We start from the raw sequence: 19,305 nt of genomic DNA, 5'->3' as shown, positions 1-19,305 counted from the left end.
CCAACTTTTGGCAGGTACAGCTGAGTAAAAAAACGGCCTAGCAGTTACAAAGCAAACTATCTAATAGGCCGGTAATTAACAGCAGCTGTGACTACTGAATCCCTTGGCGGAAGCGGAATATAGGCACCAGGCAAAACACTCTCTAGACCCGCCACAAGCGGAAGGATGTCACCATGGAACGCACCCTCAGTTCCGACCTGTTTTTCGAACCCAGCGCCTCCACCGTTTCCGCCAGCCTGCCGCTGCGCATGGCCGCCACCCTGCTGCTGTGGCAGCGCCGCATCGTCAGCCGCCGCCAGCTGGCGCGCCTGGATGCCCGCCTGCTGGCCGACGCCGGCATCAGCGAGAGCCAGCGCCACGCCGAGCTGAACAAGCCGTTCTGGCGCTAAGCGCCGCGGCGCCAGACGCCGGCCCGCTTCGCAGACAAGCCCCGCCCACGCCCCGCGTCGGCGGGGCTTGTCGTTCGTGGCGGGCCATCCGCACGACTGCGGAACAGTTATCCGCTCTAACAGCAGAACAGTTATAGATATCCACAAACTGCACCAATACAATTTAACCTCGCTGTAGCTGCCAACTGTTCACAGGGGGCGTGAACATGGTGTCCCATACCCCACACCCGTCCCGCGCGGGAAGGTCGACCGTCATGGAGCGCACCCTCGACACCAGCACATTGCCCCTTCAGCCCAGCCACACCCGGCCGCTCGGCCGACTGCAGGCCACCCTGGCCCTGTGGCTGCGCAATGCCCGCACCCGCCGCCAACTGGCCGCCCTCGACGCACGCCAGCTGGCGGACAGCGGCATCGGCCCCGCCGAGCGCCAGCGCGAACTGCAGAAGCCCTTCTGGCGCTGAGCGCGCGCTAGGCTGCGGGGCCGCGGCTGAGCTAGGCTAACGGTGAGTGAAACCCTTCAATCGCCGCGCCTGGCGCCTCTTCTCCGGAGCCCCACCATGTACCCCGTCCGCCTGTTCACCCTGACCGCGCTGCTGTTGACCGGCGGCAGCGCCATGGCCACCAGCTTCGTCGGCACCACCGATGCCATCGGCAACTCCCTGGCCGGCACCGCGGAGGCCAGTTCCGATGCCACCTCCTCGCTGCGCGACGACAAGGTGGTGCTGGCCGCCCGCGACGATGCCGCGAGCTTCGTCGCCAGCCTGGGCGCCATCCGCGGCGCCCACCTGGAGGCGGCGCTGCTGCACATCCGCCGGCAGCAGCCGGACCTGCAGGCCGACGACCTGCAGCTGGCCAGGGCGATTCTCAGCCGTTGACCGCGCACCGCCCGGACCCGCTGCCGCTCGGCGCAGCGGAACCGCCGGCGCGCCCGTTCGTCCAATGCGCCATCGCCCGCCGTCCCGGAGTTCGTCCATGCCCCGCCCGCTGTTCGCCGCCCTTGCCTGCATCGCCCTGTCCGTCGCCAGCGCCCAGGCGCAGACCCTGGTCGCCACCAGCAACATCGTCGTCCGGGCACTGGAGCGCAGCCTCGACTTCACCTCGGACACCACCACCTCGATCCGCGACCTGAAGGTGGTGGTCGAGGCCCGCGACGACGCCGCCAGCTTCGTCGCCAGCGGCGGCAGCATCCGCGGCGCCCATCTGGAGGCGGCGCTGCACGCCATCCGCCGCCAGGCCCCCGACACCCGGTCCGCCTCCGACCTGGAGCTGGCCGCAGCCATACTCGCCCTGTGAACCTGGCGCGCACCTGGCTACTGGCCGCGGCGCTGCTCGCCAGCGCCGGCAGCGAGGCCGCATTGCGCCTGGTGCTGGACGGCGACGAGCTCGACCGCCAGCAGCGCCGGGCCAGCTCGGAACTGCTGGACGAGGCCCTCGACGCCTTGCCGCCGCGCCTGCGCGAGCGCCTGGACCGCCCCGTGACGGTGCGCTGGCAGACTATGCCGGCGGCGGTCTACGGCCGCGCCGGACGCTTCAGCGGCATCGAGCTGAACGCCGCCCTGCTGCCCGCCCTGAGCGACGGCAGCGCCGCCCGTCAGCAGACCGGCCGCCCCCACGGCAGCCAGCGCCGCGAGCTGCTGGCCACCCTGGTGCACGAGCTCACCCACCTGTACGACCGCGCGCGGCTCTGGCCGGCGAGCGAAAGACGTCGGCTGCAGCGCTGCCGCCGCCTGGCCGCCAGCCTCGGGCCGGTCGGCCTGCCTGCCGCCTGCCGCGGCCAGGAGGCCCGCCGCTTCACCCTGAGCGACGATCCCTACCTGCTCGACCTGGCCGGCTGGCCGCAGCGGGTCGGCAGGCGCGGCCAGCGCGAACGGGACAACGCCCAGCTGGCGCGCAGCCCGGACGTCTACGAGCTGAGCAACCCGCGCGAGTTCGTCGCGGTGAACCTGGAATACTTCCTCCTCGACCCCGGCTACGCCTGCCGCCGCCCCTCGCTGGCGCGCTATTTCCGCACCCACTTCGCCTGGACGCCGCCGCACCCGCGAGCCTGCAGCGAGGACTACGCCTACCTCAACGCCGGCGCCGACTTCGCCCGCCAGCCCCTGGCCAGCCTCGACCCCGAGCGGGTCTACCAGGTCGACTACCTGCTCGCCGAGGCCAACCAGAACTGGGCCAGCCGCTGGGGCCACAGCATGCTGCGCCTGGTGCTCTGCGCCCCCGGCCGGCCGCGCGGCCCGGACTGCCGCCTGGACCTCGACCAGCACCTGGTGCTGTCCTACCGCGCCTTCGTCGGCGACCTGCAGCTGTCCAGCTGGGACGGCCTGACCGGCGCCTATCCGTCGCGGCTGTTCATCCTGCCCCTGGCCCAGGTGATCGAGGAGTACACCAAGGTCGAGCTGCGCAGCCTGGCCTCGGTGCCGCTCAAGCTCGAGCGCGAGCAGGTCGAGGCGCTGGTGACCCGCGCCGCCGAGCAGCACTGGAGCTACGACGGCGACTACTACTTCATCTCCAACAACTGCGCGGTGGAGACCCTCAAGCTGCTGCGCAGCGGCATCCCGTCGCCGCAGCTACAGGCCTTCGACAGCATCCTGCCCAACGGCCTGCTCGACGGCCTGGTGGCCCGCGACCTGGCCGACCCCGGGGTGCTCGACGATCCCCGCGAGGCGCTGCGCCTGGGCTACCGCTTCGACTCCTTCCGCGAGCGCTATCAGGCGATGTTCGCCGTGCTGCAGGACCTGCTGCCAATCGAGCAGCGACGGGTCGAGGACTGGCTGGCGCTGCCGGCCGCCGAGCGCCGCACCTGGTTCCCCCGGGCCGAGCTGCGCGCCAGCGCCGCCCTGCTGCTGCTGGAACAGGCGGCGCTGCGCCGCCAGCTGCTGCTGGCCCAGGACCAGCTCAAGCGCCGCTACCTCGGCGCGCCGAACGCCGGCGACGCGAGCCTGGAGAAGGCCGGCGAGGCCCTGCGGCAGATTCTCGCCGGCAGCGGCTTCCTCAGCCGTCCGGCGGAGCTGCTCGACAGCGGCTACGGCCTGCCGCAAGCCGACGAGCGCCGCCGCCTGGAGGCCGCGAGCCAGGCGCGCCAGGTGCAGCTGCGCCGCCTCAGCGACGACCTCGACCGCGAGGTGCGCCAGCTGCTGGAGCCGGCGCTGCTGACCGAACTGCAGGCCGGCGAGAGCAACCTGGCGGCGCTGCGCGAACAGCTGCGCGCCTTGCACCGGGCCGGCGGCGGCCTGCAACTGCCCTGAGCCACGCCACCGCGCTCAGGGCAGCGACTCCTGCCGCTCCTGCGGCAGGTGCTCGTCCAGGTGCAGCCAGGGCAGGCGGTTCTGCACCCAGATATGGCGGTCGGCCGGGGCCCGCTCGGGGTGATCGAGGGTGGCGACCGTCACGTCCAGGGTCCCGGGGCTGAGGGTGGTGAACAGGCACAGCTGGGCGCCGCAGTTGCCGCAGAAGCGGCGGGTACAGCCGGCGGAGGAGGCGTACTCCCTGGGCGTACCGGCCAGCCACTGGAAACTGGCCAGCGGCACCGTGACCCAGGTGGTGACGATACCGCCACTGCAGCGCCGGCACATCGAACAGTGGCAGTGGGCGACGTCGCGCAACGGCGCCTCGAACCGGTAGCGCAGGGCGCCGCACTGGCAGCCGCCGCAGTGGATTTCACTCATTGCCTGCTGCTCCTCTGGTCTGGCCCGGCGCGGCCCTTGCGCCGCGCCGGGCGGCTGGCCAATATGGCCGTTTATCACGGACGGGGAATGTCGTGCTGGAGTTGCTGCTGGCCCTGTGGCCATTGTTCGCCTTGATCGTCGCCGGCTACTACCTGCGCCGCCTGGAGTTCCCCAACGAGGCCTTCTGGCCCGGCGCCGAACGCCTGAACTATTTCATCCTGTTCCCCGCCCTGCTGTTCAGCAGCCTGGCCACCGCGCCCCTGGACAACCCGGCGCTGCCGCGGCTGGCCCTGGCGGTCATGCTCGGCCTGGGCCTGGCCTGGCTGGCCCTGCTGCTGCTGCGCCGCCTGCGTGGCTGGCGCGCGGCGCGCTTCGGCGCCTTCACCCAGGGCGCGCTGCGCTTCAACACCTACCTGGGCCTGGCCGCGGTGGCCAGCCTGTTCGGCCAGGAGGGCCTGACCCTGGCGGCGCTGATGCTGGCGCTGATGGTGCCGACGGTGAACGTGCTGTCGGTCTGGTCGCTGACCGCCGAGCGCGGCATCAGCACCCGCAGCCTGCTGCTGCCGATCCTCAAGAACCCGCTGATCCTCGCCTGCCTCGGCGGCGCCCTGGTCAACCTCGGCGGCCTCGGCCTGCCGGGCGGCAGCGGGCGACTGCTGAGCCTGCTGGCCGCCGCCAGCCTGCCGCTGGGCCTGCTCTGCGTCGGCGCGGCGCTCAAACCCGAGCAGCTCGGCGGCGAACTCCCGGCCCTGGCCGGCAACAGCCTGCTGCGCCTGCTGGCCATGCCCCTGCTGGCCTGGGCCATGGCCCGCGGTCTGCAGCTGCCGGCGATGGAGAGCACGGTGCTGGTGCTGTTCTTCGCCCTGCCGACGGCGCCGACCGCCTATGTGCTGACCCGCCAGCTGGGCGGCGACAGCCAGCTGATGGCCGGGCTGATCACCCTGCAGACCCTATTGGCGGCGGCCAGCCTGCCGCTGCTGTTGACCCTGCTGGCGATCTGAGCCGCGGCCTCAGCGCTGGGCCTGGCGGTCGCGGGCCTCGAGGTAGGCCCCGAGCAGGCGCCGGTGGCGGTCGCTGCCGCGAAACCGCCGCAGGCTCTGGTCGACGGTCTGCAGCAGCTGCGCGGCGCGCGGATGCCCCCGCGAAACGATGACATGCAGGCTGGTCTCGCCAAAAGCGCTCTGCGAGCGGCGAAAGCGGCTGACGGGCTGGCCGGTGGCCGCGAGCGCCGCGGCGCCTATGGGGCCATTGGCGATGAAGACATCGTCGCGCCCGAGCAGCAGCAGCCGGGCACACTCGTTCAACCCCTTGGGCGCATGACGCACCAGCCGGCCTTGCTCGACCATCGCCTGAACCGCCACGGGCAGCTGCCAGCCGAGGGGATAGCACAAGCGACTGCCGCTCAGCGACTGCAGGTCGTCGACCTCGTAGACGCTGCCGGCCAGGCTGAACAGATGCTGCCTGACCACCAGCAGCGGCTCGGAAAACAGGAACTGTTCGGCCAGCACCTCGGTGCGGACGTAGGGGAAGGTGGCGTCGTACTTGCCCTGCTGGGTCATCCGCAGGCCACGGCTCCAGGGCAACCAGTCGAGACTGCTGGAGACCTGCGCCTGGCGCAGGGCCTGCGTGACCACCTGCGCGAGCAGGCCGCCGCCCGGCAGCTCCTGGCTGGTGAAGGGGGCATAGCCGTCGCCGCTCACCAGGCGCAGGTCATCCCCCTCGGCCCGTGCAGCGAGGCACAGGAACAAGACCAGCCAACCGACTCTGCTCGCTGCTAGCAACCGCCTGCCTCCCTTGGCTCGATCGGTGAACGGGCGTCCGTGCAGCGACTGCCCAGGCTCAGTGTATCTACCCGGGCCCCGGGCGTAACCCCTGGCGCCCGGGCCGGCCATCACTCGAACAGCCCGAGCTGCCCGCCGCTGTCGGGCTTCGGTGCGCCCTGCGGCGGACCTTGCAGGCGCTCGGCCAGGCCCGCCGCCCGCTCGGCGCGGGTGGCCACCGCCTCGCCGAGGCGCGGGGCCAGGCCCCAGATCTCCACCCGCTGCTTGGCCCGGGTGATGCCGGTGTAGAACAGGCTGCGACTCAGCAGCGGGCTGGGCTGTTCGGGCAGCGCCAGCAGCACCTCGGCGAACTCCGAGCCCTGGCTCTTGTGCACGGTCATGGCGAAGGCGCTGTCGTGGCTGGGCAGGCGCGCCGGGGCGAAGGGGCGGTAGCCGCCCTCGCTCGAGCCCTCGCCTTCAAAATAGACCCGCAGGCCGTGGGCGCTAGGCAGGCAGAGGCCGATATCGCCGTTGAACAGACCCAGGGCGTAGTCGTTCTGCCGCACCATCACCGGCCGCCCGACGTACCAGCGCTCGCGGCTGGCGACCTGGCTGCGGCGCTTGATCCGCGCCTCCAGCGCCTCGTTGAGGCCGGCCACGCCCCAGGGGCCTTCGCGCTGGGCACAGAGCGCGCGGAAGGCGTTGAAGGCGGCGAAGGCGGCCGCCGGGTCGCCGTCCCGGGCGGCCGCCAGATAGGGCGCATAGCCGCGTTCGAGGCGCTCCAGCAGGGCCTGCGGGGTCGGCTGGGCGTTCCAGGCCAGGTCCTCGCGCCCCTCCTGCAACAACCGCAGGGTGCCGGGCACATCGCCGCCGTTGATGCGCCGCGCCAGCTCGCCGATGCCGCTGTCGCCGGCGAAGCGGTGGCTGTGGGTCAGCAGCACCACGGCATCGCCCAGGGCCGAGCGCGGCGGCTCCACCGCCACGCGCTGGCCGCTGATGCGCTCGAGCTCGGCCGCCGCCGCGGCGTCGAAGCCGCGGCCCTCGCACAGCTCGGCGAATACCGCGCCGGCCTCCACCGCGCACAGCTGGTCCTTGTCGCCGAGCAGGATCAGCCGCGCCGTGGGCGGCAGGGCCTCCACCAGCTTGGCCATCAGCGCCAGGTCGACCATGGAGGCCTCGTCCACCACCAGCACGTCCAGGGCCAGGGGATTGCCGGCATGGTGACGCACCGCCGGGCTGTCACCGCGGCTGCCGAGCAGGCGGTGCAGGGTGCGCGCCTCTTCCGGCAGGGCGGCCCTGATCGACTCGTCGACCGGCAGGGACGCCTTGGCACCGCGGATCGCCTCGGCCATGCGCGCCGCCGCCTTGCCGGTGGGCGCGGCCAGGCCGATGGCCAGCCGTTCGCCGTCGGGCTGTTCCAGCAACGCGGCGAGCAGGCGCACCACGGTGGTGGTCTTGCCGGTGCCGGGGCCGCCGGAGATCACCGCCAGGCGCCGGCGTACCGCCTGGGCCGCGGCCAGGCGCTGCCAGTCCGGTTGCTGGCTGTTGAAGGCGAACAGCCGCGCCAGGCTGTCGCCGAGCCGCGCCTCGTCCACCGCCGGGCGGTCGCCGGCGCGCTCGAGCAACTGCTCGGCCAGGCGCCGCTCGTAGGCCTCGTAGCGGGCCAGGTACAGGCGCTCGCCGACGAGGACCAGCGGGGCGAAGGCGCCTGCCTCGCCGACCAGCGAGGACGCCTGCAGCGCCTGGCGCCATTGCGCCAGCGGCGGCAGGACGAACTCCTGCTCCGGCCAGGGCCGCTGGCCGGCCAGGCGCGCCAGCGGCAGGCACACGTCGCCCTGCTCCAGGGCCCGGCAGAGCAGCGCCGCCGCGACCAGCACCGGCGCCTCGGCGGCCGGCTCCAGGCGTTGCAGGCTGGCGACCAGGGCGCGCTCCAATGGGCCGAGGGGCAGGTCGGCGAGCAACATCATTTACCCTCCTCGAACAGCCGATCCAGGGCATCCAGCAGGCTGTCGGCCGGGCGCGCGAAGTACACCCCGGCCTGCGGCATGCCGCGCAGGAACAGGTAGTAGGCGCCGCCCAGCTGGCGCTCGTCGAAGTCGGCCAGGCGCTGGCGCAGGAAGCGCCGCAGCGCCACCAGGTAGATCAGGTACTGCAGGTAGTAGTGCTCGCCGGCCAGGGCCTGGAGCAGCCGCTCGCCCTGGTAGTGGCCGGCATCCGGGCCGAGCCAGTTGGACTTGTAGTCGGCGATGTACCAGCGTCCTTCGTGCTCGAAGCTGAGGTCGATGAAGCCCTTGAGAAAGCCCTTGAGGCTGTCGAACTCCAGGCGCGCGGCGGCCTCGCGCATCGGCGCCGGCAAACCATGGGCCGGGTCGCCGAGGATCGCCCGCAGGCGCTGCACATCGAGGTTCGCCACCGGGAAGGTGAAGCCCAGCTCGGGCAGGCGCCGGGTCGGCTCGAGGCCGGCCAGGCACAGGCCGTTGCCGTCCAGGTCGGTCTCTATGACCCGTTGCAGCTGCTGGCGGGCGATCTCCCCCCAGGTGTCGGCGTCGATGCCGTGGCCGTTGAGCGCCGGCGCGACCAGCTCGGCCAGGGCCGCCTTGCCCCGCGCCCAGTCCTCGAGGATGGCGTGCAGGCAGGTGCCGGCGCGGGCGCCACGGGGGAAGGCGAAGAAGCCGCCGCCCGGCTCGCTGGCATCGGGCATGGCCAGATGGTCGCGGTCCGGCGCCTCCATATGCATACCGGCGGCCAGGCCGGAGAAGCTGCCGATGCGCCAGGCGCTGTGCAGGCTGCGCTGCAGGCTGGCCAGCTGCTCGGGTGCCGGCGCGCGGCGTTCGCCGGCGGCGCTGGATTCCTGCTCGAGCAACGGCTGCACGGCCATGCGCCCCTGGCTGGCCTCGACCAGCCGCTCGATCTCGCCGCGCAGGTCCGCCGGCCCCAGGGTTTTCAGGTGCTCGGCCAGCTCGCCCAGGGCATCGGCCCCCGGCAGCTGGCGACCGTGCAGCAGCCAGGCCAGGGCGCTGCTGTGCAGGCCGGCCTCGCCGAGGCTGCCGTCCTTCTTCGGCCGGCAGTCCACCGGCCCCCAGTGCAGCCACAGGCGGTCACGGGCACGGGTCAGGGCCACGTAGGTCAGGCGCAGCTTCTCGGCGAAGCGCTCCTGGCGGGCGCGCTCGCGGTGCCGCTCGAAGTGCTCGCCGCCGAGGTCGAGCAGCGGCGTGCCGTCGTCGGCGTGGCAGCTGATGTCCTCGCTCTGGCGCAGCAGGGCGCCGTCCCACAGGTAGGGGCAGAACACCAGGGGGTATTCCAGGCCCTTGGCGGTGTGGATGGTGACTATCTGCACCCGCTCGGCATCGCTCTCCAGGCGCAGCAGGGCCTCCTCGCCGTGGGCCTCGGCGCGGCGCTGGGCGTCGAACCAGGCCAGCAGCTGCTCCAGCCCCGGGCGCTGCAGGCTCTCGCTCTGCAGCAGCTCGGCCAGGTGCAGCAGGTTGGTCAGCCGGCGCTCGCCGTCCACCAGCGCCAGCAGGCGCTCGGCCACCCGCTGCTCGTCCAGCCAGGCGCGGAAGGCGCGCATGAAGCCCTGTTGCTGCCACAGCTGGTGATAGCGCTCGGCCGCCTCGCGCTCCTCGTCCCAGGCCCGCGCATCGTCCTGGCAGGCGGCCAGCTCGGCGGCGCTGCGGCCCAGCAGGCGGCTGGCCAGGGCATAGCGCAGGGCGCCCTCGCGCCCCGGCTCGGCGTAGGCGGCGAGCACGGCGGCCAGGGCCTCGGCCTCCTCGCTGAGCCAGACGCTCTCCTTGCCGCGGCGCACGCTGGACACGCCGCGCGCGGCCAGTTCGCTGGCCACCTCGGCGGCCTGGCGATGGCTGGCGACCAAGACGGCGATATCGCCGCCCTTGAGCGGAGTCCGCTTAAAGCTGCTGCGCCCGGCGATAGCGGCGTCAGCTTCTCGCGCGCCTTCTTCTTCGAAATAGGCCGCGCCGCGGGCACTGGCCGCCAGCACCGCGGCGATGCGCCGGGCCGTGTCGCGGGCCGCCAGGGCGCCGGCCTGGCCCTTGGTCAGGTGCTCGTCGTCCAGCCAGACCAGCGCCAGCGGCGCCGCCTGGGTCTGCTCGGGCAGTACCAGGCGCGGCCGCGGCCGCGGGCTGGCGCCCACCGGCGGGTAGGTCAGGCCCGGTTCGGCGAAGGGCCTGGGCCGGTCGAACAGCCGGTTGAGGGCATCGATCAGCTCGGGGGTGGAGCGGTGGTTGGTGGCCAGGCTGTACTGCCGGGCCGCCTCGTCGCGGGCCTTGAGGTAGGTGGCCAGGTCGGCGCCGCGGAAGGCGTAGATGGCTTGTTTCGGGTCCCCCACGAAACACAGATCGCCTGCATCCCGATAGATGCGGCGGAACACCTGGTACTGCACCGGGTCGGTGTCCTGGAACTCGTCGATCAGCGCCACCGGGTATTGCGTGCGCAGGGTGGCGGCCAGGTGCTCGCCGCCCTCGCCCTGCAGCGCCTGCTGCAGGCGGTTGAGCAGGTCGTCGAAGGCCAGCAGGCGCTGGGCGGCCTTGCGCTGCGGCAGCTGCTCGTCGAGCTGGGCGAGCAGCCGCACCTGCAGCGCGATCAGCCGCTGCTCGGCGTCCGGCAGCGCCGCCTCCAGGGCCTCGCACAGCTGCTGCAGGGCGCCTGCCAGGGGGCTGTCCGGGGCCGCGGCGCCCTTCTTGCTGGCCTTGAGCAGGCCCTCGCGGGACAACCGGCGCAGGCCCTCGACCTTGCCGAACAGGGCGGCGGCATCGCCGAAGTAGCCGTCCAGCTCCTGCTGCCAGGCGCCCAGCTTGGTGGCGTCGACCATGTTGCCCTTGAAGCCGTCGAAGGCCCTGAGCCGTTCCAGCCAGGCGCCGCCGTGCGCCAGCCAGGCGTCCCGCGCCTGCTGCCAGGCCGCGCGCAGCGGCGCCAGGTCGGCCTGGGCGCCGGGCTGCGGCTCGATGCGCAGGTAGGGCTTGCCCAGGTGGCCGCGCAGGCGCTGGCGCAGGACCTGGGGGCTGAGCTTGCGCTGCACCAGGAAGGCTGCCCATTCCGGCTCGGCGGCGGCCAGCTCGTGGCGCCAGAGGTCGGCGAGCAGGGCGTCGAGAATCTCCCGGTCGTCCTGGGTCAGCTCGTTGTCGAAGTCGCCGCCGGCCTCGAAGGCGGCGTCCTGCAGGGCGCGCTGGCAGAAGCCGTGGATGGTGAAGATGGCCGCCTCGTCGAAGCCGTGCACCGCCAGCAGCAGGCGGCGGTGGCTGGCCGCGTCCGGGTACCGGGCGTGCAGGCGATTGAGCAGCGCGTCCTCGCCCGGCCCCTGCTCGTAGATCGCCAGCAGCTCGGCCAGGCGCCTGCGGATGCGCTCGCGCAGCTCGGCGGTGGCGGCGGTGGTGAAGGTCACCACCAGGATCTGCGCCACCGACAGCCGCTGCTCCAGCAGCAGGCGGGCGTAGAGCGCGGTGAGGGTCCAGGTCTTGCCGGTGCCGGCGCTGGCCTCGATCAGCGAGCGGCCGACGAAGCTGTCCTGCAACAGGTCCAGATCGGCGCCGCTCATGCCGCGTCCTCCTCTGCGCCCTGCAGGGCATCCAGGGCCGGGCCGTAGAGTTGCTCGGCCAGGGCCTCGAAGCGCTCGTCGAGCGGGTCGCGGTCGCGGAAGGCCAGGGCGTTCCAGGGGTCCTGGCTGTCGCCGGCCATGAAGTCGTTGCCCTGCCACATCAGCCGCGCCTCGGCCCGCGCCGCCTCGATGGGTTCCTTGCGCCCCGGCTTGCGCCACTTGTGGGCGAAGCCATGGCTGCACTTGGCCAGCAGCGGCAGCGGCTCGCACAGCGCACGCTGGTAGGCCTCCAGCCAGGGTTCCAGCAGCGCCTGGGGATCGTCCAGCGGCCCCAGGCGCCATTCCCGCTGGGGCGACAGCAGGCGGCTGGTGCGGGCGATGCCCGGGGTCGCGGCGCAGCCCAGCAGCAGGTGGCGCAGCCAGAACGGCGCCAGCTCCCAGGCGCCGAGGGCACGCAGGCGGTAGTCGAACAGGCCGTCGGCGGTCACGCCGTCGAGCCAGCCGTGGATGCGCACGCCGGCCAGGCGCAGGTCCACCAGCAGCGGCTGCGGCGTCTGCGCCGGGCGCTCGTCGAACAGGGTCGGGGCGAAGGCGCGGATCGGCCCGCGGATCTGCCCCCAGTGCGCCTGGCCCAGCTCGCCCACCGGCAACCAGCCGGAGGCGGCCGCCAGCGCCCGTTCCTCGGCCTCGCTCCAGCCCTGTTCGACGGCCTGCAGGGCCAGCTGGCGCAGGCCGTGCAGGCTGGTCCATTCGACGCCGAACGGTTCGTCGCCGGCCAGGGCCTCCTCGGCCTGCGCCAGGCGCAGGCCGAGGCGCTGCTCCAGCAGGTAGCGCGCCGGGTGCTTGAAACAGTGGATCAGCTGGCTCGGCTCCAGCGTCAGCCAGTCCTCGCCCGGCGCCGGCAGGGTCGCGGCGAAGGGCTGCGGTGCGGCGACCGCCTCGCTCAGGCGCTGCGCCGCGCGGAACCAGGGGGCGGCGAAGCCGGCCCGCCGGCCGCCGGCGAAGTTGCCCGGGGCGAAGGGCTGCAACGGGTGCTCCAGGCGGATCCGAGCGCTGGCCTTGGTGCCATCGGCACAGACCGCGGTCAGGTCCACCGCCTCCAGCAGCTCGCTGACCAGCACCGAGGGCGGTAACTCGGCATTGCTGCGCGGGTCGCGGCCGACGTAGCTCAGGTACAGGCCAACCCGCGCCGACAGCAGGGTCTCCAGCAGCAGGTAGCGGTCGTCGAGACGGCGGGCGCGGTCGCCGCGCCGCGGCTGCTGGGCGATCAGGTCGAAGCCGGCGGCCGGGGTGCGCCGGGGCAGGGCGCCGTCGTCCAGGCCGAGCAGGCAGACCAGGCGAAACGGCAGGCTGCGCATCGGCACCATGGTGCAGAAGGTCACCGCGCCGGTGAGAAAACCCGAGGCGCCGCCGCCCTGTTCCAGCGCCGCGCCGAGTTGCTGGCGGATCAGCGCCAGCTCCAGCGGCCGCTCGATGCCGGACGCCGCGGCCTGCTCGGCCAGGCCGGCGCAGGCCTTCGCCAGCAGCACCAGGGTATCGCCGGCCTCGCGCTCGTCGAACAGCTCGTCGACCAGCTCGACTAGGGCCTGCGCCCAGTCGGCCAGCGGCCGCGGCCGCTGCAGGCCCTGGGCCAGGGCGGCGAGGCGCTCGACGAAGGCGACCAGGCGGCCGAGCAGCTGGGCCCGGGCGCCCTCCAGGGCGTCCAGTGGCCAGCTGGCGCCGAGCAGCGGCGCGCCCTCGCCGGCCAGCTGCGGCGGCGCGGCGAAGCCCAGCAGCAGGCGGTCCAGGCCCTGGCGCCAGGTGAAGGCGGCGTCGGCCGGCAGGCCCAGGGCGGCGCGATGGCCGGCGTCGCGGCCCCAGCGCACCCCGGCCTCGCGCAGCCAGTCGCGCAGCAGGGGCAGGTCCTCGGCCTCGATGCCGGCGCGGCGGGCCAGGGCCGGCTGCTCCAGCCAGCCGAGCAGTTCCTCGGCGGTGAAGCGGCTGTCGGGCAGGGCGAGCAACTCGAGGAAGGCCTCGATCAGCGGCACCTCGGCGCGCAGGCTGCGGTCGGCCAGGCTGTAGGGAATCCTCGGCACGCCCTCGCGGGGGGCGAAGACCGCCTCGACATAGGGGGCGTAGCGCTCGATGTCCGGGGTCAGCACCACCACCTGGTCCGGGGTCAGCGCGGGGTCTGCCTGGAAGCGGGCGAGCAGCTGGTCGTGGAGGATCTCCACCTCGCGCAGCGGCGAATGGGCCACGTGCAGCTCCAGCGAACGGTCGTCCGCGTGCAGCGCCAGGCGCTCGTCCGGGGCGCGGGTGCGCAGGCGCAGGATGTCGTTCTGCAGGGCCTGCAGCAGGCTGCTGTCGTGCAGGTCGGCGTCCTCGGAGTAGAGGCCCAGCTCCTGGGCGCCCTCGCTCGAGGCCAGGGCGAACAGGCTGTCGAAGAAGTCGCGGCCCTGCTTGCCGAGGCTGGCCAGCAGCGGGTGGCCGACGTCCAGGTACCAGTCGTCCGGGCTCGCCTGCGACTGCCTCGCCAGTTCGCGGACATCGCGGATCTCGCCCCAGGCCTCGCGGCAGGGGTTGAGGGCGAACACCACCACCTCGCTGTGCCGGGCCAGGCCGTCGAGCACGCGCATATGGTGCGGGGCCAGGGCGCTGATGCCGAACACCAGCAGGCGCTCGGGCACCCCGGCGATGGGCGCCGGGTCGTGCAGGCGGCGCAGCAGCTCCTCGAGCAGGCGCGCGCGGTGCGGGTGGCCACCCTCGGTCAGCTCGCGCCAGAGCAGGGCCTGCCAGGCCTCGTCCGGGCCCAGGCCGAGCAGCTCGTTGCGCTCCCAGGCGGCCAGCCAGTCGTCGCGGTACAGCAGGTACTGGTCGAAGACGTCGGCGATCTTCGCCGCCAGCGACAACCGCCGGCGCTCGTCGCCGCCCTCCAGGTAGTGCGCCAGGCGCGGCGCCTGGGCCAGCCGGTGCGGTTCGCACAGCCAGTCGTAGAGGCGCCAGGCCAGGGTGTCCGGGGTGAAGGCCGACTGCTCCGGCAACTGGCCGAGGACCAGACGCGACAGTTCCCAGACGAAGGCCGAGGGCAGCTGCACCTCCAGCTGCATGGCGATGCCCTGGCTGCGCGCCAGCTGCAGGGTCAGCCAGCGGCCGATGCCCTGGCTCGGCACCACCACCCGGGCCGCGGCGAAGGGCTGGCGTTGCGGCTGGGCCAGCAGGCGGGTGGCCAGCTCGCCGAGGGTTTCCAGGTCGGGGGCGTGGTAGAGACTGAGCATCGGGCAGGGTCGCTTCCGTTCAATCGCGCTAGGTTACCAGTTCGTCCAGCCTGCCGGGGTCGGCCGACAAGCTGCGTCGCCGGCCAGCCGATATTCTCTGCGACCAATGGACAAGTGTCGCTTGAGCTTCACTCTGCAACCCTGAAGGATAACTTTCCATTCGAGGCACGCCCCATGACCCTCTGCCTGGCCTTCGATGTCTACGGCACCCTGATCGACCCCAGCGACCTCACTCGCCAGCTGCGGCAGACCCTCGGCGACGGTGCCGAGGAGTTCTACCTGCGCTGGCGCGACAAGCAGCTGGAGTACAGCTTTCGCCGCGGCCTGATGGGCGCCTACGTGGATTTCGCCCGCTGCACCCGCGAGGCCCTGGTCTTCACCTGCGCCAGCACCGCCGCGCCCTTCGACGCCCGGGCCCAGGAACGGCTGCTGGACGCCTGGGCGCACCTGCCGGCCTTTGCCGACAGCGCCGCCGGCCTGCAGCGCCTGCAGCAGCGGGGCGCGCGCCTGTATGCCTTCTCCAACGGCAGCCAGGCGGCGGTCGCCGCCCTGCTCGAGCAGGCCGGCCTGGCCGATCACTTCGCGGAGGTGGTCAGCGTCGAGGCGGTGCGCAGCTTCAAGCCGGCGCCGAGCGTCTACCGGCACCTGCTGAGTCGCACCCGCAGCCCGGCCGAGGCCACCTGGCTGGTGTCCAGCAACCCCTTCGACGTGCTCGGCGCCCAGCATGCCGGCCTGCGCTGCGCCTGGGTCAGGCGCAGCGACAGGGCCCAGTTCGACCCCTGGGGCATCGCGCCCGATCTGCAGGTCGCCAGCCTGCTGGAGCTGGCCGAGCGCCTGGCCGACTGAACGTGCCGCCGGGCGACCCGCGGCTGGCGCTGCGGCCATTCCCCGGCTACAGCTTAAGTAAGGCCCGACAAGCACAGTCGACAAGCGGGCCAGCCACGTACACGCGCTGCCCGCCACGGGCCCGTCCCGTGGCCGCAGACGCCGCATGCGGTTGTTGCCCCTGCTTGGGCGACCCGCGACAGGGAGATGCACGATGCTGACCCTGCTCAATCTGCTCTCGGCCATCGCCTTGCTGATCTGGGGCACGCATATCGTTCGTACCGGCATCCTGCGGGTCTACGGCTCCAACCTGCGCAAGGTGCTCAGCCACAACGTCAGCCGGCTGCCCATGGCCTTCGTCGCCGGCATCGGCGTCACCGCCCTGGTGCAGAGCAGCAACGCCACCGCGCTGTTGGTCACCTCCTTCGTCGGCCAGGGCCTGATGGCGCTGACCCCGGCCCTGGCGATCATGCTCGGCGCCGACGTCGGCACGGCGCTGATGGCGCGGGTGCTGACCCTGGACCTGGGCTGGCTGTCGCCGCTGCTGATCACCCTCGGGGTGATCTTCTTCCTCTCGCGGCGGCAGAGCCGTGCCGGTCAGCTCGGTCGCGTCAGCATCGGCCTGGGCCTGATGCTGCTGGCCCTGGAGCTGATCGTCGCGGCCGCCACGCCGATCACCCAGGCCCAGGGCATCAAGGTGCTGTTCGCCTCGCTGACCGGCGACCTGCTGCTCGATGCCCTGGTCGGCGCGCTGTTCGCCCTGATCTCCTACTCCAGCCTGGCCGCCGTGCTGCTCACCGCGACCCTGGCCGGTGCCGGCCTGATCAGCCTGCCGGTGGCCATCGGCCTGGTCATCGGCGCCAATATCGGCAGCGGCCTGCTGGCCTTCCTCACTGCCAGCCTGCAGACCCCGGCCGGCCGCCGGGTGGCGCTGGGCAGCCTGCTGTACAAGCTGATCGGCCTGCTGCTGGTGATCCCGCTGCTCGACCCGCTGGTGGCCTGGCTGGACAGCCTGAACTGGCGCCCGGCGGAACTGGTGGTCGGCTTCCACCTGCTCTACAACGGCCTGCGTTGCCTGCTGCTGCTGCCCAGCGTCGGACCCATGGCGCGCTTCTGCAACTGGCTGCTGCCGGATCGCGCCGAGGACAGCGGCGTGGCCCGCCCGCGCCACCTGGACCGCACCGCCCTGGGCACGCCCAGCCTGGCGCTGTCGGGGGCGGTGCGCGAGACCCTGCGCATCGGCGACCTGATCGAGACCATGCTGCACCACCTGCTGGAGGTGCTGCGCAGCAACCAGCCGGCGCTGAGCAAGGAACTGCGCCGCCTGGACGACGATGTCGACGCGCTCTACAGCGCGGTCAAGCTGTACCTGGCCCAGGTGCCGCACGATGCGCTCAGCGGGCGCGACAGCCGGCGCTGGGCGGAGATCCTCGAGTGGGCGGTCAACCTGGAGCAGGCCGGCGACCTCATCGAGCGCATGCTCGGCAAGGTGCAGGACGAGAAGACCGCCCAGCGCCACGCCTTCTCCGAGAGCGGCCTGGAGGAATTGACCGAGTTGCATGCCCAGCTGATGGCCAACCTGCGCCTGGGGCTCAACGTGTTCCTCTCCGGCGATGCCGAGAGCGCCCGCCAGCTGCTGCGCGAGAAGCGGCGCTTCCGCGCCCGCGAGCGGCGCCTGGCCCACGCCCATGTCGGCCGCCTGCATCGCCAGGTGGTGCAGAGCATCGAGACCAGCGCCCTGCACCTGGAGCTGATCAGCGACATGAAACGCCTCAACTCGCTGTTCTGCAGCAGCGCCTACGTGGTGCTGGAAGCCGGCGAGACCGGTGCGCTGAAGGCCGAGGAGGTGAGCGGCGAGTAGCCCCCGTCGGTCCAGTGCGGGGGACCCTGCGGACGAAAGGTGTAACAAGCGCCCCGTCCGCGCCTTCGAATATCGAGGCGGGCTGCCCCAAGCGGCCGTCCGCCCACTGCGGCAGGCACTGCCCAGGAGGACAGGATGGACGACGAGCGCGAGCTGATCCGCGGCATGCAGCGGGGCGACCGGGACGCCTTCGAGGCGGCCATCCAGGCCCATCACAGCTTCCTGGTGGTCATGGCCACGCCCCTGGCCGGCCCCGACCTGGCCAAGGACGTGGCCCAGGAAACCTGGATCAAGGCTTTCGCCGCCATCGCCCAGTTCCAGGGCCGCTCCAAGCTGCGCACCTGGCTGGCACGCATCGCCCTGAACGAGGCCCGGGCGATGTTGCGCAAAGCCAAGCGCGAGGTCGCCTGGGACGCCTGGGGCGCCGACGGCGGCTCGCCCATCGAAGGGCGCTTCAACCGCGACGGCACCTGGACTCGGCCACCGATCCGCTGGCACCACGATTCGCCGGAGGCCCTGCTGACCGAGGAGGAGCTGTATCAGTGCATTCGCCAGCACCTGCACAAGCTGCCCCGGGATCAACAGTCGGTAGTGATGCTGCGTGAGGTCGCCGGCCTGGACTTCAGCGAGATCGCCCAGGCCCTGCAACTGGCCGAGGGCAATGTCCGCGTGCTGCTGCACCGCGGACGCCAGCGCCTGCACGCGATGCTCGAGCACTTTGAGGAGGTAGGCACATGCTGAGCTGCATGGAAATGTCGGAGCTGGGCTCGGACATCATCGACCGCCGCCTGAACTGGCGCACCCGCCTGGCGGTTCTCATGCACACCCGGCGCTGCGATCGCTGCGCCCTGTACATCGAGCAGCTGCGCCTGACCTCCGACACCCTCAAGCGCCTGCCCCTGGATGACGAACGGGTGGACAGCGCGAGCATTCTCGCCGCCAGCGGCCTGCCTCGCGGCCGGCAACGCTAAGGACCGCCGGGCGGCGCAGCTAGCGGCCTGTCTGGGTCGCCAGCCATTGCGGGATGCGGCGCTCCAGGTAGTAGCCGGGGCGCCGCGGCGAGCCGTCGACGAAGCCGACGTGGCCGCCGTGGGGGTGCAGTTCGAACTGGATGCCCGGCGCCAGTTCGCTCGGCTCCGGCAGGCTGTGGCGGAACACGAACGGGTCGTCGGCAGCCTGGATGAGCAGGGTCGGGGTGGCGATGCGGCCGAGGAAGTAGCGGCTCGAGGCGCGCCGGTAATAGTCCTGGGCATCGCTGAAGCCGTGCAGCGGCGCGGTGATGCGCCCGTCGAAGTCCCAGAAGGTGCGCAGGTCGTCCAGGGAGCCGAGCCGCTCCAGGGTCGACAGCCGGTCGGCCTGGCCCAGGTCGGCGAACAGGCGTTGCTTGCTGCGCACGTAGGCGACCATCTCGCGCATGAAGTGCGCCTGGTAGACCCGCGAGAAGCCCTGGCCGATGCGGTCGGCGCACTGGTCCAGGCGAAACGGCACGGACACCGCCACGGCGCCGCGCAGCGGGCTGTCGCCGCCGCTCTCGCCGAGGTGCTTGAGCAGCACGTTGCCGCCCAGGGAGTAGCCCACCGCATAGAGCGGCGCCAGCGGCCGTTGCGCGCGCAGGTGGGCGATGGTTTCGGCCAGATCCTCGCTGGCGCCGGAGTGGTAGCCGCGCGGCAGCAGGTTGGGCTCGCCCGAGCAGCCGCGCCAGTTCAGCGCCGCGCTGGCCCAGCCCCGGGCGGCCAGGGCCTGCTGCAGGCCGGTGACGTAGCGCGAGTCCGACGAGCCGGTCAGGCCATGCAGCACCAGGACCAGGGGCGCGTCGGCGCTGTGCGGACCGTGCCAGTCGAGGTCGAGGAAGTCGCCGTCGGCCAGCCACAGCCGCTCGCGCCGGCGCCGCAACATCACCGGCTTGCGGCACAACGGGCTCCACAGGGTCTGCAGGTGCGGGCCTGGCAGCCACCAGGCCGGGGTGAAGGTCGTGCTCATCGGTCGCTGCACGGTTGATGCCCGGG

At 72.5% G+C, this 19,305-nt stretch carries 16 protein-coding genes; 10 read left to right on the top strand and 6 right to left on the bottom strand.

Translation table 11 applies throughout. The features are described from left to right. The first annotated feature begins 173 nt into the window (after positions 1 to 173). From I0D00_RS21205 to I0D00_RS21185, 5 genes are all read left to right on the top strand, one after another. Positions 174 to 389, top strand: a complete 216-nt coding sequence (locus I0D00_RS21205; RefSeq protein ID WP_213641749.1) for a DUF1127 domain-containing protein — start codon at positions 174 to 176, stop codon at positions 387 to 389. A 254-nt stretch (positions 390 to 643) separates the two neighbouring features. Continuing rightward, a complete protein-coding gene (locus tag I0D00_RS21200) occupies positions 644 to 850 on the top strand; it encodes a DUF1127 domain-containing protein (protein ID WP_213641748.1) in 207 nt (68 codons plus the stop codon). Positions 851 to 946: 96 nt separating this feature from the next. Continuing rightward, entirely contained in the window at positions 947 to 1,264 is a 318-nt protein-coding gene (locus I0D00_RS21195) for a DUF2388 domain-containing protein (protein WP_213641747.1), read from the top strand. Positions 1,265 to 1,361: 97 nt separating this feature from the next. Then, complete coding sequence (locus tag I0D00_RS21190; protein ID WP_213641746.1) at positions 1,362 to 1,682, top strand: DUF2388 domain-containing protein; 321 nt, start codon at positions 1,362 to 1,364, stop codon at positions 1,680 to 1,682. Then, on the top strand, positions 1,679 to 3,631 hold the full coding sequence (locus tag I0D00_RS21185) for a DUF7844 domain-containing protein (RefSeq protein ID WP_213641745.1): 1,953 nt from the start codon (positions 1,679 to 1,681) through the stop codon (positions 3,629 to 3,631). Before I0D00_RS21190 ends, I0D00_RS21185 begins: the two co-directional genes overlap by 4 nt. 15 nt (positions 3,632 to 3,646) lie before the next feature. Here the strand turns inward: I0D00_RS21185 and I0D00_RS21180 are convergent, their stop codons facing one another. Then, a complete protein-coding gene (locus I0D00_RS21180) occupies positions 3,647 to 4,051 on the bottom strand; it encodes a GFA family protein (RefSeq protein WP_213641744.1) in 405 nt (134 codons plus the stop codon). Positions 4,052 to 4,143: 92 nt separating this feature from the next. Here I0D00_RS21180 and I0D00_RS21175 point away from each other — a divergent pair, with 92 nt between their 5' ends. Further along, complete coding sequence (locus I0D00_RS21175; protein WP_213641743.1) at positions 4,144 to 5,052, top strand: AEC family transporter; 909 nt, start codon at positions 4,144 to 4,146, stop codon at positions 5,050 to 5,052. 9 nt (positions 5,053 to 5,061) lie between these two features. Here the strand turns inward: I0D00_RS21175 and I0D00_RS21170 are convergent, their stop codons facing one another. The 4 genes from I0D00_RS21170 to recC all read right to left on the bottom strand — a co-directional run bounded on the left by I0D00_RS21170 (position 5,062) and on the right by recC (position 14,613). After that, the gene (locus I0D00_RS21170) at positions 5,062 to 5,799 is read right to left on the bottom strand and encodes a substrate-binding periplasmic protein (RefSeq protein ID WP_246533317.1); all 738 of its coding nucleotides are present in this window, start codon (positions 5,797 to 5,799) and stop codon (positions 5,062 to 5,064) included. 143 nt (positions 5,800 to 5,942) lie between these two features. Next, positions 5,943 to 7,775: an exodeoxyribonuclease V subunit alpha gene (gene recD, locus I0D00_RS21165; protein WP_213641849.1), complete on the bottom strand. Its 1,833-nt coding sequence runs from the start codon at positions 7,773 to 7,775 to the stop codon at positions 5,943 to 5,945. After that, on the bottom strand, positions 7,775 to 11,359 hold the full coding sequence (gene recB, locus I0D00_RS21160; RefSeq protein ID WP_213641742.1) for an exodeoxyribonuclease V subunit beta: 3,585 nt from the start codon (positions 11,357 to 11,359) through the stop codon (positions 7,775 to 7,777). Before recB ends, recD begins: the two co-directional genes overlap by 1 nt. Beyond that, positions 11,356 to 14,613 carry an exodeoxyribonuclease V subunit gamma gene (recC, locus tag I0D00_RS21155; RefSeq protein ID WP_213641741.1) on the bottom strand — a complete coding sequence of 1,086 codons (3,258 nt, stop codon included), beginning with the start codon at positions 14,611 to 14,613 and terminating at the stop codon, positions 11,356 to 11,358. Before recC ends, recB begins: the two co-directional genes overlap by 4 nt. A 174-nt stretch (positions 14,614 to 14,787) precedes the next feature. Between recC and I0D00_RS21150 the strand changes: the two genes are divergently transcribed. From I0D00_RS21150 to I0D00_RS21135, 4 genes are all read left to right on the top strand, one after another. Beyond that, positions 14,788 to 15,459, top strand: a complete 672-nt coding sequence (locus I0D00_RS21150; protein WP_213641740.1) for a haloacid dehalogenase type II — start codon at positions 14,788 to 14,790, stop codon at positions 15,457 to 15,459. Positions 15,460 to 15,652: 193 nt separating this feature from the next. Continuing rightward, positions 15,653 to 17,299, top strand: coding sequence for a Na/Pi cotransporter family protein (locus I0D00_RS21145; RefSeq protein ID WP_213641739.1), 1,647 nt, complete (start codon positions 15,653 to 15,655; stop codon positions 17,297 to 17,299). A gap of 135 nt (positions 17,300 to 17,434) precedes the next feature. Continuing rightward, on the top strand, positions 17,435 to 18,040 hold the full coding sequence (locus tag I0D00_RS21140) for an RNA polymerase sigma factor (protein ID WP_213641738.1): 606 nt from the start codon (positions 17,435 to 17,437) through the stop codon (positions 18,038 to 18,040). Then, positions 18,034 to 18,270, top strand: a complete 237-nt coding sequence (locus I0D00_RS21135; protein ID WP_213641737.1) for an anti-sigma factor — start codon at positions 18,034 to 18,036, stop codon at positions 18,268 to 18,270. The genes I0D00_RS21140 and I0D00_RS21135 overlap by 7 nt, the downstream gene beginning before the upstream one ends. A 19-nt stretch (positions 18,271 to 18,289) precedes the next feature. Here the strand turns inward: I0D00_RS21135 and I0D00_RS21130 are convergent, their stop codons facing one another. After that, the gene (locus I0D00_RS21130) at positions 18,290 to 19,279 is read right to left on the bottom strand and encodes a hydrolase (protein ID WP_213641736.1); all 990 of its coding nucleotides are present in this window, start codon (positions 19,277 to 19,279) and stop codon (positions 18,290 to 18,292) included. Positions 19,280 to 19,305: the final 26 nt, after the last annotated feature.

Source organism: Pseudomonas lalucatii (assembly GCF_018398425.1).
GTDB classification, from domain to species: Bacteria; Pseudomonadota; Gammaproteobacteria; order Pseudomonadales; family Pseudomonadaceae; genus Aquipseudomonas; species Aquipseudomonas lalucatii.
The sequence above is the reverse complement of the archived record's forward strand: the minus strand, read 5'-3'. Positions and strand labels throughout refer to the sequence as shown.

Excerpts from the sequence above, each read along its gene's own strand:
- I0D00_RS21205 (WP_213641749.1), top strand. The coding sequence starts at position 174 with ATGGAACGCACCCTCAGTTCCGACCTGTTTTTCGAACCCAGCGCCTCC.
- I0D00_RS21200 (WP_213641748.1), top strand. The coding sequence starts at position 644 with ATGGAGCGCACCCTCGACACCAGCACATTGCCCCTTCAGCCCAGCCAC.
- I0D00_RS21195 (WP_213641747.1), top strand. The coding sequence starts at position 947 with ATGTACCCCGTCCGCCTGTTCACCCTGACCGCGCTGCTGTTGACCGGC.
- I0D00_RS21190 (WP_213641746.1), top strand. The coding sequence starts at position 1,362 with ATGCCCCGCCCGCTGTTCGCCGCCCTTGCCTGCATCGCCCTGTCCGTC.
- I0D00_RS21180 (WP_213641744.1), bottom strand. The coding sequence starts at position 4,051 with ATGAGTGAAATCCACTGCGGCGGCTGCCAGTGCGGCGCCCTGCGCTAC.
- recD (WP_213641849.1), bottom strand. The coding sequence starts at position 7,775 with ATGTTGCTCGCCGACCTGCCCCTCGGCCCATTGGAGCGCGCCCTGGTC.
- recB (WP_213641742.1), bottom strand. The coding sequence starts at position 11,359 with ATGAGCGGCGCCGATCTGGACCTGTTGCAGGACAGCTTCGTCGGCCGC.
- recC (WP_213641741.1), bottom strand. The coding sequence starts at position 14,613 with ATGCTCAGTCTCTACCACGCCCCCGACCTGGAAACCCTCGGCGAGCTG.
- I0D00_RS21150 (WP_213641740.1), top strand. The coding sequence starts at position 14,788 with ATGACCCTCTGCCTGGCCTTCGATGTCTACGGCACCCTGATCGACCCC.
- I0D00_RS21145 (WP_213641739.1), top strand. The coding sequence starts at position 15,653 with ATGCTGACCCTGCTCAATCTGCTCTCGGCCATCGCCTTGCTGATCTGG.
- I0D00_RS21140 (WP_213641738.1), top strand. The coding sequence starts at position 17,435 with ATGGACGACGAGCGCGAGCTGATCCGCGGCATGCAGCGGGGCGACCGG.
- I0D00_RS21135 (WP_213641737.1), top strand. The coding sequence starts at position 18,034 with ATGCTGAGCTGCATGGAAATGTCGGAGCTGGGCTCGGACATCATCGAC.
- I0D00_RS21130 (WP_213641736.1), bottom strand. The coding sequence starts at position 19,279 with ATGAGCACGACCTTCACCCCGGCCTGGTGGCTGCCAGGCCCGCACCTG.